Source organism: Nocardia jejuensis NBRC 103114 (genome assembly GCF_001613145.1).
Taxonomy (GTDB): Bacteria; Actinomycetota; Actinomycetes; order Mycobacteriales; family Mycobacteriaceae; genus Nocardia; species Nocardia jejuensis.
This window is the reverse complement of the sequence record NZ_BDBU01000084.1, coordinates 1-14,486: the sequence shown is the minus strand read 5'-3', so window position 1 is coordinate 14,486 and position 14,486 is coordinate 1. Positions and strand designations below refer to the sequence as shown.

The window sequence follows — 14,486 nt, the reverse complement described above, 5'->3', positions numbered from 1 at the left end:
CCCGCCGCAGGCCCGCGCCGAGGCGGCAATCGAACACCGCGCCCCTGGCCGTGGTGACCCGCGGCGTGAGCAGCGGCTGGAACATGCTGGCGCGCGGGCTCGGCGCCACCACGCGCGCGGTCAGCCGCGCCGGGGAACTCGAGCACGGGCATCGGCGTGACGGAATCGCCCTGGCCCTGGTCGGTTTCGCGTTCGTCATCGCCGCGGCGGTGTGGGTGTCCTCGGGTGGTCCGATCGGGCACTGGGTGGACACCGTGGTGCGCGCGGTGGCCGGATCCGTCTCGGCCGCACTGCCGTTCATCGCGGTGGCCATCGCGGTCGTGCTGATGCGCACCGAACCGCACCCGGAGATCCGCCCGCGCCTGGTACTGGGCGGACTGCTCGCCGCGCTGCCGATCCTGGGTCTGTGGCACCTGGCCGCGGGCGCGCCCACCGATGCGCACGGTCGAGCGCACGCCGCCGGATTCGCCGGCTATGTCGTCGGCGGTCCGCTGCGAGACGGGCTCAGCGCCTGGCTCGCCGTACCGCTGTTGCTGCTGGCCGTCGGGTTCGGCATCCTGCTGCTGACGGGCACCACGGTGCGCGAGGTGCCCGATGCCCTGCGCGAGATCTTCGGCACCGGTAGCCGCGGCGACGAATACGAGACGTACTCCGATGAACCCGGCCTCTACGACCCGGCCAAATACGATGCGGACGGCTTCCCGCTGCACGAGGGCGTCACCTCCTCGCGCAAGCGGCGCGGTCGCTCGCCCTCGGACAACTACCCCGCCGACGAGTTCGGCGATCCCGACGCGGTCACCGAGGTGCTGGGCGAGCCGCCGTTGCAGGCCGCCAAGGATGTCGCCTCCAGCAACCCCGCCTCCAGGACCCCCGCGTCCAGGAACGCCGCTGCCAAGCTTGCCGCTGCCGGGGATCCGGCCGACGAGGCGAATCCGAAGCCCAAGGCGCGCAAGGCTCCACCCCCGGTGGTCGATCAGACCCCGCCGCCGCCCCCGCAGCAATTGGAGTTCGTCACCGATCGCGAGGTCGACGGCGACTACCAGCTGCCGCCGCTGACCCTGCTCACCGACGGCGATCCGCCCAAGACCCGCAGTGCCGCCAACGAATCCATGATCGAGGCCATCTCCGAGGTGCTGGTCCAGTTCAAGATCGACGCGGCGGTCACCGGGTTCGTGCGCGGCCCGACCGTCACCCGCTACGAGGTGGAACTGGGCCCGGGCGTCAAGGTCGAGAAGATCACCGCGCTGGCCCGCAATATCGCCTACGCGGTGGCCACCGAGAACGTGCGCCTGCTGGCCCCCATCCCCGGCAAATCCGCTGTGGGCATCGAGGTTCCGAACGCCGACCGCGAATTGGTCCGCCTCGCGGACGTTCTCAAGGCGCCCTCCACGCGCTCGGATCATCACCCGCTGCTGATCGGCCTCGGCAAGAACATCGAGGGCGAATTCGTCTGCGCCAACCTGGCCAAGATGCCGCATCTGCTGGTGGCAGGTTCCACCGGTTCGGGTAAGTCGAGCTTCGTCAACTCCATGCTGGTGTCGCTGCTGGGTCGTGCCACTCCCGACGAGGTGCGCATGATCCTCATCGATCCCAAGATGGTGGAACTCACCCCGTACGAAGGCATTCCGCACCTCATCACCCCCATCATCACCCAGCCCAAGAAGGCCGCCGCGGCCCTGGCCTGGCTGGTGGAGGAGATGGAACAGCGCTATATGGATATGCAGGCCAACAAGGTTCGCCATATCGACGACTTCAACCGCAAGGTCAAGTCCGGTCAGATCACCGCGCCCCTGGGCAGCGAACGGGTCTACCGCCCCTATCCGTACATCCTCGCCATCGTCGACGAGCTCGCCGACCTCATGATGACCGCGCCCCGCGACGTCGAGGACGCGATCGTCCGCATCACCCAGAAGGCCCGCGCCGCGGGCATTCACCTGGTCCTGGCCACCCAGCGCCCCTCCGTCGACGTGGTCACCGGCCTGATCAAGACCAACGTCCCGTCCCGCCTGGCCTTCGCCACCTCCTCGCTCACCGACTCCCGGGTCATCCTGGATCAGCCGGGTGCGGAGAAGCTCATCGGCATGGGTGACGGTCTGTTCCTGCCCATGGGCCAGGGCAAGCCGACCCGCCTGCAGGGCGCGTTCATCTCCGACGAGGAGATCCACGCGGTGGTCGAATTCGCCAAGAACCAGGCCGAACCCGAATACCAGGAGGGCGTCACCGCCGCCAAGGCAGGCGAGAAGAAGGACATCGACGCCGATATCGGCGACGACCTCGACGTCCTGCTGCAAGCGGTCGAACTCGTGGTCACCTCCCAATTCGGGTCCACCTCCATGCTCCAGCGCAAACTCCGCGTCGGCTTCGCCAAGGCCGGCCGCCTGATGGACCTGATGGAAACCCGCGGCGTCGTAGGCCCCAGCGAGGGCTCCAAAGCCCGCGACGTCCTCATCAAGCCCGATGAACTCGACGGGCTGCTGTGGACGATCAGAGGTGGCGGGGACGAACCGCCCGGTGCGGGGGGCGACGGACCGGACGAGCTCTGACCGGCGCGCCGGACTCGCGAAGCACCGCACCGAACCCGGCTGCCGAGCGCGCCCGGGACGCAGCGGCGTAGCGCGCCCCGTGGCTCGAGGCTCTCGGTGCCTGGGCGTATAGGATCCGGTGCGGCGGGATTCCGGGGAGCGAATCCTGGTGAGCGACATGGGAATCGACTATGGCCAGGGTGTTGGTGACGGGTGCGACCGGGTTCGTGGCGGGGCACTGTGTTCGAGAGTTGCTCGAGTGCGGGTATCGGGTGCGGGGGACGGTGCGTGATGTCGAGAACATCGGCAGGCGAGCGCATCTGGTCGATATGGCGGAGCGGCTCGGGGGTGAGCTGGAATTCGTTCAGGCGGATCTGACGTCCGAGCAGGGCTGGGAAATCGCGGTTAAGGGCTGCGATTTCGTCCTGCATGTGGCGTCGCCGATACCCGACGGTGGCAGGGAATCCGAGCCCGACCTGGTGGAGGCGGCTGTCGAAGGGACGCTGCGGGTGCTGCGGGCGGCCGCCGTGACGCCGTCGGTGCGCCGCGTGGTGCTGACCTCGTCGATCGTGACGATCAATCAGGGGCATGACGTGGACAAGGTGTTCACGGAAGCGGATTGGTCGAACGCGGACCGGCTCCGCGGGTACGACAAGAGCAAGACCCTCGCCGAGTTGGCCGCCCGGCGCTTCGTCGCACAACCCGAAATCGGGTTCGACCTGGTCACCCTGCATCCGTCCATGATCTTGGGGCCGGTGCTGCACACGCAGACCAATATGTCCCACGAGCCGGTGATCAGGCTGCTGGGCCGGAAGGTTCCCGGCTCGTTGAACGCGGGTTGGTCCACCGTCGACGTGCGTGATCTGGCGCGGGCGCATCGAGTGGCGCTGGAAACCCCCGAGGCCGCAGGTCAGCGTTATGTCTGTGGGGGCGAACACGTCTGGATGCACGAGATGGCCGTCATCCTGTCCGAGGAGTTCGGCCCGCGCGGGTACCGCGTGCCGCTGCGGATGCTGCCCGACTGGGCCATCCGGTTGGCGGGCTTGTTCGATCCTGCGATCAAACGGGTCGCCTCGGTTCTGGGTGAGCGGGAGCGGGTCAGTTCGGACAAGGCGAGAACCGAACTGGGACTCAGTTTTCGCCCCGTCCGGCACTCGCTCGTCGATACCGCGGAGAGTCTCATCGCGCAGGGCGTCATCCGGTAGGCGGCGGCCGCTCACTGCCCGGCGGACCTGCCTCGTCGCGGACCCAACTAGAACGTGTTCTATATTTGGGGGCACCGTTCCGGCGATCCCTCGGGAGTTCAGTACATGTACCAGTGGTCCGATGAAGACCTGATGTTCCGCGACGCTGTGCGCGGGTTCATCGCCAAGGAGCTCGCGCCGCACGTCGAGCAGTTGGAGAGCGGGGCGCTGCCGCCGTTCGACATCATCCGGAAGCTGTACGCGACCTTCGGACTGGACGAGATGGCTCGCGAGGGGCTGGAGAAGGCGCTCGCGCGGGAAGAGACCGGGACCTCGGGCAAGCCGGGTGGCGGGTTCAGCGGTTCGGGCAGCATGGGGGTGATCCTCAACAGTGAACTCGCGGGCGTGAGCCTGGGACTGGTGGCCTCGATGGGCGTGAGCCTAGGGCTGACCGTCGGCACCATTCGCAGTCGCGGCACACTCGCGCAGAAGCGGCGCTGGCTGCCGGAACTGGTCACGATGGAGAAGGTCGGCGCGTGGGCGATCACCGAACCCGACTCGGGCTCGGACGCTTTCGGCGGTATGAAGTCCTATGTGCGACGCGACGGCGCGGACTACATCCTCAACGGGCGCAAGACCTTCATCACCAACGGCCCGTACGCCGATGTGACCGTCGTCTACGCCAAGCTCGACGAGGAGGACGGCACCGACCGGCGCGATCGCAAGGTCCTGACCTTCGTGCTGGACAAGGGCATGCCGGGTTTCGTGCAGAGCGCCGCGTTCAAGAAGATGGGCATGAACTCCTCACCGACCGGCGAACTGTTCTTCGACAATGTCCGCATCACCCCGGATCGGCTGCTCGGGGAAACCGAGAATCCGGCCAAGGGCGATGGAAAGGACAGCGCCAAGGAATCTTTCGCGGCCGAGCGCATCGGCATCGCCTCGCTGGCGCTGGGCATCATCAACGAATGCCACCGGCTCAGTGTGGATTACGCGAAATCCCGCAAGCTGTGGGGCAAGGAGATCGGGCAGTTCCAGCTCATCCAGCTCAAGCTGGCCGAGATGGAGATCGCTCGAATCAATGTGCAGAACATGGTGTTCAACGCCATCGAGCGCACGGCGGCGGGGGAGAAGGTCTCGCTCGCCGAGGCCTCGGCGATGAAGCTGTACTCCTCGCGCGCCGCCACCGAGGTCGCCATGGAGGCGGTCCAGCTGTTCGGCGGCAACGGGTACATGGCCGAGTACAAGGTGGAACAGCTCGCGCGCGACGCCAAGTCGCTGATGATCTACGCGGGCAGCAACGAAATTCAGGTCACCCACATCGCCAAGGGCGTGCTCGCGCGATAGCCGCAGGGCCCGAACAGTGCCGGAATCAGACCGGCGGCAGTAAGCGGTGACGACCCGAGAACCGCACGGCCCGAGCGGAGTTCGCTCGGGCCGTGCGGTTCTCGGACGGTGCGGCTGTCAGACGGCGGCAGGCGGGACCAACACCGGGAGCAGGTTCGCGAGCAGCGGGCTGACCGCGTCGGCGACCACCGGCGGCACGGCCTGCGCGATCTCCGGCGGCAGCACCCGAGCCAGCTCCGCGGACGCGGCCGGGGCGGCGATCTCCGGCGCGGCCTCCGCGACGGCCTCCGCGACGGCCGGTACCGACTCCTCGGCGATCGGCTTGGCCGCCACATCACCCTGGAGCCTCAGGGTGTTGTACGCGTTGACACCGGAGATGATGCCGACCGGAACGCCGATGACCAGGCTGCCGATCGTGCCTCCGATACTTCCCAGCAGTGCCGCGCCGGTGAGGCAGCCGCCCGCGAATCCCGTTGCGGCACCGGCGAGTGCGGCCGAGAACGTGCCCGCGGTGCCCGCGCCGATACCTCCGGCCAGGCATCCGATCGCCAAGCCGGCCGCGCCGCCGAGCACCGCGCCCAGCGCGACCGCCAGGCCGAACTGGGTTCCGACCGCGCTGTACGCGTCGTTGATGTCCTTCTGGCGCTGCACCGGATCGGTCTGCTGGGCCGGTCCGGGGGCGGGCTGAGCCGGATCGTCGACGTAGCCGGTGATCGGCACGCTCGCGGGCGCCTTGCACACCGGATCCCGCAGTTCCGCCGCCGTGCGCGGGCGGCTCGCCATGTCCTCACGCGAGGGCAGCTGCGAGATCGGCACCGTACCCACCGGGCACGGCACGGCGGCGTTGGGCCACAACGCCATCGGCGAACCGACGGTGAGCGTATTGCCCATCACGTATCGGCCGTGCGCGTCGAGCACCTGAAAGTTGTTGAGCAGCTGCAACTGTCGTTCACCGTCGGGGCCCGGCTGAGTGGGATCGGATCCGGTGCCCGGCGCCTGCACGATGAGCGAGCCGATCGGCGTGGTCAGGTAGGCCGACATATCGGTGAGGTCGCCGGTGTACACGACGCCGGGCATGATCCCCGCGGTCACCCGCGAAACACCCTCGCGGATCGCGCGCTCGTGCGGTGTCAGGTCCGCCGTGTTGCCCGGCGGCGGTGCGGGAATTTCCCGTCCGAAAGGTATGTGGTGCAGCGTGCTTCCGTTCTCACCGAGAATCAGGTTGCCCGCGTGATCCCGCAATTGATAGTGACTGTTGCCGATGATGCTCACCGTGACGTCCGGTCCGTAGATCGTGGACAGTCGCCTATACGCGTTGCTGCGCAGGTAGATATCGCCCGCCAGCTGCATGTCGTTCTCGCCGCACAGTGGATCGCGCGGCGGAATGGGGGCCATCGGGTCGCCGGCGTCGGGGGTCGGCGGGCAGCTCAGCAGCAGCTGGTCCGACCCCGCCTCGGCAGTGCTGGACGGTGCGTCCGGCGCGGCCGGTACCAGCGGCATCGCGTGAGCGGACACGCTCGTGACCACCGCCGTCAACGCGGCCAATGCCGTGGTCAGAGCAACAGGAACGACCTTCAACGGAACCTCGCAATCCATTGCGCACGGAAGAACCGGAAACGAACCGACACGAGCACGACCTCGCGCGTGAGGCTAACAAGACCGGGTCGTATTTTTCGGGAGGCCGAGCCAGAGGATTCCGATGCGGTATACCCTTTGCCGGTCCAGGTGGATCACGATGCGCAGGAGGGGCGTTGGGTACTGATCAGACACTGCTGCATCGGTTCGTGATCGACCGGTTCGCGGAAATGGGCCTGGATCGAACGCAACTGATCCGCGAATGCCGGGTGCCGGACTGGACATTGACCGGCGGCGGCGTGCACGTGTCCAGCGAGACCTTCGGGCGGCTGTGGGAGACCGGGGCGCGCTGGCTGGACGATCCGGACGTGGCGCTGCGCGTCGCGAGCCGGTACGAACTCAAGGCGCTCGGGCTGTACGACTATCTCTTCAGCAGCGCTCCCACCCTCGGCGCGGGTCTGGCGACCTGCGGTCCGTACGTCAGCGCGGTGACCACCAACCACCGTTTCGATCTGGTCGACTACGGCGACGGTCCGACCCTGCGGCTCGACATGGTCGAGGGCGGGGAAGCGACGCGCGACCATACGCAGCTGTGGGGGCTCGCCGCGGTGCTGGCACGCGCCCGTCGCGTGGTGGCCGATCCTCTGGATCCGGTGCGGGTCTCGCTGCGCCGCGCCGCGCCGCGACGGCTCGACACCTATCGAGAGGTGTTCGGCGACGCCATCATCGAGTTCGGCGCCGACCTCGACGCGATGACCTTCCGCGCATCCGATCTGGACAGGCCGCTCACCACCGCCGATCCGGTCCTCGCCGCGGTGCTGCGCCCCTTGGCCGAAGCATTGCCGCCACCCCCGCCGCTGGAGACCGCCTGGCCGGAGCGCGTCGCGGTGGCGGTGGCCCAGGCGCTCGACGAGGGCGAGGTGTCACTCGAGCGGGTCGCGCGCCGGCTCGCCACCAGCCCGCGCACGCTGCAGCGCCGTCTCGCGGATGCGGGCACGACCTGGCGTCGGGAACTCGACCGGGCGCGTTCGGCCCGTCTCGTCGCCGCGTCGACCGGCGGTCCGATCAGCCGGGGCCGCCAGGCGCAATTGCTCGGATACTCCGACGAGGCGTCCATGCGCCGGGCCTCGCTGCGCTGGGCCGTCGTGGCCCGCGCGCACCCGGCGGCCGCGCCGCTCTAGAACCTGCGCCGCTCTAGAACCTGCAGCGGCCGCGCCGCTCTAGACCTTGAGATGACTGGCCGCGATACCCCAGAACAGTGACTGCTCCATCGCCGCGAAATCCCAGTCTTCGATGATCGCGTGGGAAGCATCGACAATGCCGTGCACATCGAAGTCATCCCGGGTCGCCGTGCCCGCGGCCTCCAATGCCGCGACCACATAGGCAACGGCACGTTCTCGGGAATCCTGCACCGTGAGCTCCTCGCAAGCAGTTCGACTCGAATGTCCGTCCTGGACGGGTCAGCGGGCAAGGATGCGCCTGCGAACGCCGATCAGTACCACGCGCTGTAACGCGAATTTCCAGTGTCACCGCCATTCGGCCCCTGACCAAGTTCCGAACGCGTCAACACCGGTCAAACGCGTCAACTGTCGCCCGGTCCCGCGCAAGCCCGGCAAAAGGGCGCGCGCGGGGACACCGTTCCCGTGCAGGCGAAACGTCTGCGGGCGAAGCGGATCCGCGCTCGGGCCTATCCGCGTATCGACACGCGACGTCGCCGCCTCGGCTCGGTGAATGTGAGTCGAGCCCGCGCCGAGGATGGCTGAAGCGCCAGGATTCGAACCTGAACCGACGGAATCAGAATCCGTCGTGCTGCCTGGTTACACCACGCTTCATCGAGTGAATCGGTATGCCCGGAAGGAATCGAACCTTCGGCCTCCTGCTTCGTGGACAGGTGCTCTATCCGTGTGAGCTACGGGCATGTGACCCCGCGCGGATGTCGGCGTTGACATCTACTCGGCGCTGAGGAGCGCGGGGTGGGTTCGGGTCGGTTCCCTCGGTGAGAGTCGAACTCACACGACACAGGGTCTGAGCCTGCGGCCTCTGCCAATTGGGCTACGAGGGAATGGGATACGGGGAAGGGTCACGAAAAAGGGCCGCTCCGTCGTGAATTCGACGAGGCGGCCCGGGTGGTCTATCGAAATGACCCTAGGGACCGCTGCGAATACGGCGGCGGAGGACGGATACGGCAGGGCGCGGCAGGCGAACGATGTCGAGCTGTCGCTGGTTCAGTAGCTGTCCGAACATGTTCTCCGCCTTTCTGTGTCGTATCGGTGCGTAGTTCACAAGGTAGCAGCGGCCACCGGAATGCGACACCGAATTATCGCGAGCTGCTCCGGCGGGCGGATCAGGGGACCGAGACGGGGCGCAGGCAGCTGTCCACCGGGGTGACCATCGAGCAGAGGGCGGGGGAGCGGGTGGGGCGGTAGTCGGTGGGGACGCCGGCGGCCGCGGTGATGGCTCGGTACGCGGGAACGGCATCGGTGGGGCGGCGGGTGAGGCTGGAGTCGGAGGTCACGTCCACGGTGTAGAGGCCGAAACGTGGTGCGTAGCTGCCCCACTCGTAGTTGTCGGTGAGGGACCAGTAGTTGTAGCCGATCACGTCGATGCCGTCGGCCTTCGCGCGCTGGACCCAGTACACGGTGTCGCGCAGGTGGTCGGCCCGGGTGTAGCCGTCGGCGCGGGGCCGCCCGCTGTCGGTGGGAAGACCGTTCTCCACCACATAGAGCGGCAGGCCGGGGAACTTCTCGGCGTAGGTGCGCAGGTCGTAGTAGATGCCCTCGGGTTCGATGGCGTTCTCCCACAGTTCCTCGCCGACCAGCGCGAGGGTCGGCAGGTGCTCGAGCGAGACGCCGTAGTAGAAGTCGATGCCCACGTAGTCGAGCTTGTCGCGGACCCGGTCGGCGAACAGGATGTCGGTGAGGTTCTGCACGATCGGGTACTGGGCCACATTGCTGGTGACCTGCGCGCGGGGCTGGCGGGCATGGATGTAGTCGTAGATCGCGCGGTGCGCCTGCACCAGCCGGTCGAACATCGGCAGCGCGTCGAGCAACCCGATATCGCCGATCTTGATCGACTGCGCGACGTAACCCATCGGCTCGTTGATCGTCACCCACATCGGGTCGTACGGCGCGTAGCGATCGACCACCCGGCGCATATTGGCCAGCCAGTCCGGCACCATGGTCTCGGACTTCCAGCCCCCGCGGTCCGCGGCCCACCCGGGAATCACCCAGTGATCCAGCGTCAGCATCGGGCGCATACCGGCGGCGCGGATCTTCTGCAGCACCGCGTCGTAGAAGTGAAAGTTGTTCTCGTCCCACACATTCGGCTGCGGTTGCACCCGCGCCCACTCGATGCTGAGTCGATACACCTTCACCCCGAGTCCCGCGGCCAGGTCGATGTCCTCCGCGTAGCGATCGTAGAAGTCGACCGACTCGCGGTAGGTGTCGTGCGCCTTGCCGGAATTCGCGTACCGGCTCCAATTGCTATCCGGCGCATGGCCTTCGGACTGAAATCCCGCCATGGACACACCCCACAGGAAGTCCGAGCCGAGCGGGCGGATCGCGCCCGGCGCCGTGCTGCCGGAACCGCCGGCGCTGCCGGATCCCGATCCGCTCGAGCCGCCGGACCCCGAGCCGCCGCTGCCCGTCGGCACGGCGGTGACCACGGCCGTGCCGGCCAGCGTGATCGCGACGGCGGACAGCAGTGACAAGAGCAGCCGGGTACGTCTCATTCCAGCGAATCCTCCGGGTCGGCACGGGCGTGCGGGTGACCCCGGACAATACTGGTCATGCGTCCAATAGTTCGGCAGTTCGAGAAAGATACCGCCGTGCTGGCACGAAAAAGGGCCGCTCCGTGGGAAATTCACGGGTGCGGCCCTCGGATCGAGGGGCTCAGCTCTCCTCGGCGAACGCGCCCATGACCGGCACCCATTCGACGATCCGCCGACCTTCGACGTACCCGAGCTTGGCGAAGGGATCCTCGTCGAAGAGCTTGCCGACGGTCTCGACATCGCCCTCGGCGCGAACCAGGATCAGCGCGCCGCTGCCGTCCGGGTACGGGCCGCTGGTCAGCACGACGCCCTCGTCGACCAGGTTGTTCAGGAAGCCGCGGTGCTCGGGGCGGTTCGCGAGGCGGTCCTCGGCGGTGGTCGTGGAGTAGGTGTAGTGCACGGCGAAGATCGGCATGGGGGTGGCTTTCTGGTGCGAAAGAATCGGAATGTTCGAGAGGATCAGAGCGTCAACAGCATTCGGGTATTCCCGAGCGTATTGGGCTTGACGTAGCTCAGGTCGAGGAATTCGGCGACACCGGTGTCGTAGGACCGGCACATCTCGGCGTAGACCTCGGCGGTCACCGGCGTGCCCTCGATCTCGGTGAAGCCGTGCCGGGCGAAGAACTCCACCTCGAAGGTCAGCACGAAGACCCGGCTCAGCCCGAGCTCGCGGGCAACGGTGATGAGGTGCTGCACGAGCAGGTGTCCCGAGCCGGTGCCCTTGATGTCCGGATGCACCGCGACGGTGCGCACCTCACCGAGATCGGCCCACAGCACGTGCAGCGCGCCGCAACCGACCAGCTGACCCTCGTGCTCGGCCACCCAGAACTCCTGGACCGCTTCGTACAGCGTGACCAGGTTCTTCTCCAGCAGAATCTTGCCGGCGTAGATGTCGATGAGGCGCTTGATCTCGGGTACGTCAGAGGTTCGGGCGCGGCGAACGATCGGCTGTGTAGCCGTTTCGCCGCCGACCGAACCGCTGTGAGGCACCCGTGTTGTCATGGGGTGCACAGTAGTCGGCCCCGGTACCGATAGGCTTGGTGGTGTGTCGTACATCCAGTCCCCTCGCATGCCGGAATGGTCCGGAAACCATGGCCGGTGCCGCGGCCGGCGGGGGCTCTGGTGACGGTGCAGCGTGACGAGCTAGAGGGTCGCTGGGCGGATGCCGGTCCCACGCGGTCCGGATTCGTACCCGCCCCCCGCCCGGAATCGGGTCTGGTGGAACCGGCCGCGGTACCGCTGATGAACATCGCGAACATACTCACGCTCCTGCGGATCGCGATCGTGCCGCTGTTCCTGATGGCCCTTTTCGCGGCCGGGGGTCACGAGACGAACTGGCGCTGGGTCGCCGCGGCGCTGTTCGGCATCGCCGCCATCACCGATCGTATCGATGGGCAACTGGCCCGCAAGTACGGCCTGGTCACCGACTTCGGCAAGCTGGCCGATCCGATCGCGGACAAGGCATTGATCGGCGCGGCCCTGATCGGCCTGTCCATGCTGGGCGATCTGCCCTGGTGGATGACGATCGTGATCGTGGCCCGCGAGCTGGGCGTCACGCTGCTGCGGTTGATCGTGGTGCGTCGCGGTGTGATCGCGGCGGGCCGGGGCGGCAAGCTCAAGACCCTGGTGCAGTCGGTGGCGATCGCCGCGCTGTTGCTGCCGGTGTCCGGCGGATTCGAAACGGCCGGAATGGCTTTGATGTACGTGGCCGTGGCGCTGACCGTGATCACCGGGCTCGATTATGTGGCGCAGGCGGTCCGGGTCTGGTTCGGCTCACCGGCGGGCGGCCGTGCCGTCTGAGGTTCGGGCCGTTCCGTCCGAACTCGCCACCGTCGTGTCCGCCGACCCGCTGACCTCGCAGGTCCCCGCCGCCGAGTTGGTGCGCGCGCTCGTCGAGGCCGGACAGACCGTCGCGACCGCGGAGTCGCTGACCGCGGGCCTGCTCTCGGCCGCGATCGCGGGAATTCCGGGTGCGAGCGCGGTGTTGCGGGGTGGACTGATCGTGTACGCCACCGATCTGAAGCAGACCCTGGCGGGTGTGAGTGCGAACACGCTCGCAACCGACGGCCCGGTCGCCGCGAGCACGGCCGAACAGCTGGCAGCGGGGGCGCGGGAGCGGTGCGGAGCCGACTGGGGAATCGGACTCACCGGCGTGGCTGGACCCGAAAAGCAGGACGGGCACCCGGTCGGCACGGTATTCCTGGGAATGTCCGGTCCGCAAGGCACGGAGGTGATCCGGTTGCAGCTCTCGGGCGACCGGTGGACGATCAGGGTGGGCGCGGTGCGCGCCGCGGTCACCGAGCTCGCCCGCAGTGTTCGGGGTGGGTGACGAGGCCGGGAACGCGCGGCCGACGCCGGACGTTGTCCAGTGGAACGCTGGTGTCCGGCGAGACGAGTGTGAGGAGAACGAGATGACGCTGCTGCGAGAAGCCATCGGGGAAAGCCTGCGGCGCGCTCGGGTTGCCCAGAGCCGGACGCTGCGTGAGGTTTCCACCTCCGCACGAGTGAGCCTGGGGTACCTGTCCGAGGTGGAGCGCGGGCGCAAGGAGGCTTCCAGCGAGCTGCTGGCCTCCATCTGCCAGGCCCTGGACGTCCCGCTGGCGCAGGTGTTGTTCGACGTCAGCGCGGCTATGGCCGCCGCCGACAAGGCCACCGCGCGCAAGACGGAGAAGGCCGCCACGGCCGCCGTGGCCTCGGCGAAGGTGCCTGCCGCCGCCGCGAAGGTCGCCCTGGCGTCCGCCGGAGCGGGTGTCGCGCCCCGGGGCGGCGACGGTGACCTGCCGCGCGGCCGGGACGGAGCTTTCGGCCCCCGCATCGTGATTCCGGCCCCCCGGGCGGATCGTCTGGTGCTGGTGGCTGCCAAGTGATCGCTGTGCGATGGAGCCGAAAGGGATAAATTCTCTGTAGGCTTCCTGCCGGAGACGTCGTGCAGGCGCGAAGGCTCCGGACGGCTGCCCGCACAGCGGAAACAGGGACACTGCGCTATTTGGAACACTGGGGTGCGTGACGGTCGCGCACTATGCCGCGCGGGCGCGCGCGGCACGTCACATGGAGGCGGGATCAATCGATGGCTAATCCGTTCGTCAAGGCCTGGAAGTACATGATGGCCCTCTTCGATTCCAAGATCGAAGAGCACGCGGATCCGAAGGTCCAGATCCAGCAGGCCATCGAAGAGGCTCAGCGGCAGCACCAGGCGCTGTCGCAGCAGGCGGCGTCGGTGATCGGCAACCAGCGTCAGCTGGAGATGAAGCTGAACCGGCAGCTCGACGAGGTCGAGAAGCTGAACGCCAATGCCCGCCAGGCCGTCATGCTGGCCGATCAGGCCTCCGGCGCCGGTGACACCGAGAAGGCGATCCAGTACACCAACGCCGCCGAGGCCTTCGCCGCGCAGCTGGTCACCGCCGAGCAGTCGGTCGAGGACCTCAAGGTGCTGCACGACCAGTCGCTGCAGGCCGCCGCCCAGGCCAAGAAGGCCGTCGAGCAGAACGCCATGCTGCTGCAGCAGAAGGTCGCCGAGCGCACCAAGCTGCTGTCCCAGCTCGAGCAGGCCAAGATGCAGGAGCAGGTCTCGGCCTCCCTGCAGCAGATGGACTCCACCCTGTCCGCGCCCGGCACCACCCCGAGCCTGGACGCGGTCCGCGAGAAGATCGAACGCCGCTACGCCAATGCGCTCGGTGCCGCCGAACTGGCCCAGAACACGGTCCAGGGCCGCATGATGGAGGTGCAGCAGGCCAGCGTCCAGATGGCGGGCCACAGCCGTCTGGAGCAGATCCGCGCCTCCATGCGCGGCGACGCCCTGCCCGCCGGTGGCAACAACGCACAGCAGGCCGCGCCGAACCCGGCGGCGCAGCCGCAGATCAACAAGGGCCAGGCCGCGCAGCAGTAGCGGTAGCGGTACGCGAAAGGCATTGCACGATGGGGAGATCGCGGGCTGAAGGTGGCTCCGCGACCTCCCCTGCTCGTTTCCGCCGCAGATTCCGCAGCGCGGCCCCGCCGGAGCAGATTCCGGGTATGCCGTCGCCGTTCGGCGCGGGCCCGTCCGAAAGCGCTGCGCCCGAAGCCGGTTCCCTGGGCCCCGCCGCCCAGCCT

13 protein-coding genes and 3 tRNA genes are annotated in these 14,486 nt (G+C 68.0%); 8 read left to right on the top strand and 8 right to left on the bottom strand.

The window, feature by feature from the left end; translation table 11 throughout:
- From NJ1_RS37585 to NJ1_RS37575, 3 genes are all read left to right on the top strand, one after another.
- Nucleotides 1-2,543, top strand: a 2,543-nt coding sequence (locus tag NJ1_RS37585) for a DNA translocase FtsK (protein ID WP_245717760.1), incomplete at its 5' end; no start/stop codon positions are given.
- A gap of 170 nt (nt 2,544-2,713) precedes the next feature.
- The gene (locus NJ1_RS37580) at nt 2,714-3,727 is read left to right on the top strand and encodes an SDR family oxidoreductase (RefSeq protein ID WP_067705080.1); all 1,014 of its coding nucleotides are present in this window, start codon (nt 2,714-2,716) and stop codon (nt 3,725-3,727) included.
- A 105-nt stretch (nt 3,728-3,832) separates the two neighbouring features.
- Nucleotides 3,833-5,053, top strand: coding sequence for an acyl-CoA dehydrogenase family protein (locus NJ1_RS37575; protein WP_067705071.1), 1,221 nt, complete (start codon nt 3,833-3,835; stop codon nt 5,051-5,053).
- A gap of 117 nt (nt 5,054-5,170) precedes the next feature.
- Here the strand turns inward: NJ1_RS37575 and NJ1_RS37570 are convergent, their stop codons facing one another.
- Complete coding sequence (locus NJ1_RS37570) at nt 5,171-6,631, bottom strand: hypothetical protein (protein ID WP_157574658.1); 1,461 nt, start codon at nt 6,629-6,631, stop codon at nt 5,171-5,173.
- 173 nt (nt 6,632-6,804) lie between these two features.
- Here NJ1_RS37570 and NJ1_RS37565 point away from each other — a divergent pair, with 173 nt between their 5' ends.
- On the top strand, nt 6,805-7,809 hold the full coding sequence (locus tag NJ1_RS37565; protein ID WP_067705066.1) for an AraC family transcriptional regulator ligand-binding domain-containing protein: 1,005 nt from the start codon (nt 6,805-6,807) through the stop codon (nt 7,807-7,809).
- A 39-nt stretch (nt 7,810-7,848) separates the two neighbouring features.
- Here NJ1_RS37565 and NJ1_RS37560 read toward each other — a convergent pair whose 3' ends face one another.
- From NJ1_RS37560 to NJ1_RS37530, 7 genes are all read right to left on the bottom strand, one after another.
- A complete protein-coding gene (locus tag NJ1_RS37560; protein ID WP_067705063.1) occupies nt 7,849-8,040 on the bottom strand; it encodes a hypothetical protein in 192 nt (63 codons plus the stop codon).
- A 344-nt stretch (nt 8,041-8,384) separates the two neighbouring features.
- Nucleotides 8,385-8,460, bottom strand: a tRNA-Gln gene (locus tag NJ1_RS37555).
- A gap of 13 nt (nt 8,461-8,473) precedes the next feature.
- Nucleotides 8,474-8,547: transfer RNA gene (locus NJ1_RS37550), tRNA-Arg, on the bottom strand.
- Nucleotides 8,548-8,616: 69 nt separating this feature from the next.
- Nucleotides 8,617-8,690, bottom strand: a tRNA-Leu gene (locus NJ1_RS37545).
- Nucleotides 8,691-8,972: 282 nt separating this feature from the next.
- The gene (locus tag NJ1_RS37540) at nt 8,973-10,358 is read right to left on the bottom strand and encodes a family 1 glycosylhydrolase (RefSeq protein ID WP_067705060.1); all 1,386 of its coding nucleotides are present in this window, start codon (nt 10,356-10,358) and stop codon (nt 8,973-8,975) included.
- A 160-nt stretch (nt 10,359-10,518) separates the two neighbouring features.
- Nucleotides 10,519-10,812, bottom strand: a complete 294-nt coding sequence (locus NJ1_RS37535) for a YciI family protein (RefSeq protein ID WP_067705056.1) — start codon at nt 10,810-10,812, stop codon at nt 10,519-10,521.
- 44 nt (nt 10,813-10,856) lie between these two features.
- On the bottom strand, nt 10,857-11,399 hold the full coding sequence (locus NJ1_RS37530; RefSeq protein ID WP_067705054.1) for an amino-acid N-acetyltransferase: 543 nt from the start codon (nt 11,397-11,399) through the stop codon (nt 10,857-10,859).
- A 120-nt stretch (nt 11,400-11,519) separates the two neighbouring features.
- Here NJ1_RS37530 and pgsA point away from each other — a divergent pair, with 120 nt between their 5' ends.
- The 4 genes from pgsA (at nt 11,520) to NJ1_RS37510 (ending at nt 14,283) form a co-directional block, all read left to right on the top strand.
- Nucleotides 11,520-12,197, top strand: a complete 678-nt coding sequence (gene pgsA, locus NJ1_RS37525) for a CDP-diacylglycerol--glycerol-3-phosphate 3-phosphatidyltransferase (RefSeq protein WP_422615817.1) — start codon at nt 11,520-11,522, stop codon at nt 12,195-12,197.
- Nucleotides 12,187-12,726, top strand: coding sequence for a CinA family protein (locus NJ1_RS37520; protein ID WP_422615816.1), 540 nt, complete (start codon nt 12,187-12,189; stop codon nt 12,724-12,726). The genes pgsA and NJ1_RS37520 overlap by 11 nt, the downstream gene beginning before the upstream one ends.
- Before the next feature lie 82 nt (nt 12,727-12,808).
- Nucleotides 12,809-13,264, top strand: coding sequence for a helix-turn-helix domain-containing protein (locus NJ1_RS37515; protein ID WP_067705083.1), 456 nt, complete (start codon nt 12,809-12,811; stop codon nt 13,262-13,264).
- A 200-nt stretch (nt 13,265-13,464) separates the two neighbouring features.
- Nucleotides 13,465-14,283, top strand: a complete 819-nt coding sequence (locus NJ1_RS37510; RefSeq protein ID WP_067705052.1) for a PspA/IM30 family protein — start codon at nt 13,465-13,467, stop codon at nt 14,281-14,283.
- Nucleotides 14,284-14,486 lie beyond the last annotated feature (203 nt).

Bases quoted from the DNA above. Each gene is read 5' to 3' on its own strand.
- NJ1_RS37580 (WP_067705080.1), top strand. From the start codon at position 2,714: ATGGCCAGGGTGTTGGTGACGGGTGCGACCGGGTTCGTGGCGGGGCAC.
- NJ1_RS37575 (WP_067705071.1), top strand. From the start codon at position 3,833: ATGTACCAGTGGTCCGATGAAGACCTGATGTTCCGCGACGCTGTGCGC.
- NJ1_RS37540 (WP_067705060.1), bottom strand. From the start codon at position 10,358: ATGAGACGTACCCGGCTGCTCTTGTCACTGCTGTCCGCCGTCGCGATC.
- NJ1_RS37535 (WP_067705056.1), bottom strand. From the start codon at position 10,812: ATGCCGATCTTCGCCGTGCACTACACCTACTCCACGACCACCGCCGAG.
- NJ1_RS37530 (WP_067705054.1), bottom strand. From the start codon at position 11,399: ATGACAACACGGGTGCCTCACAGCGGTTCGGTCGGCGGCGAAACGGCT.
- NJ1_RS37515 (WP_067705083.1), top strand. From the start codon at position 12,809: ATGACGCTGCTGCGAGAAGCCATCGGGGAAAGCCTGCGGCGCGCTCGG.
- NJ1_RS37510 (WP_067705052.1), top strand. From the start codon at position 13,465: ATGGCTAATCCGTTCGTCAAGGCCTGGAAGTACATGATGGCCCTCTTC.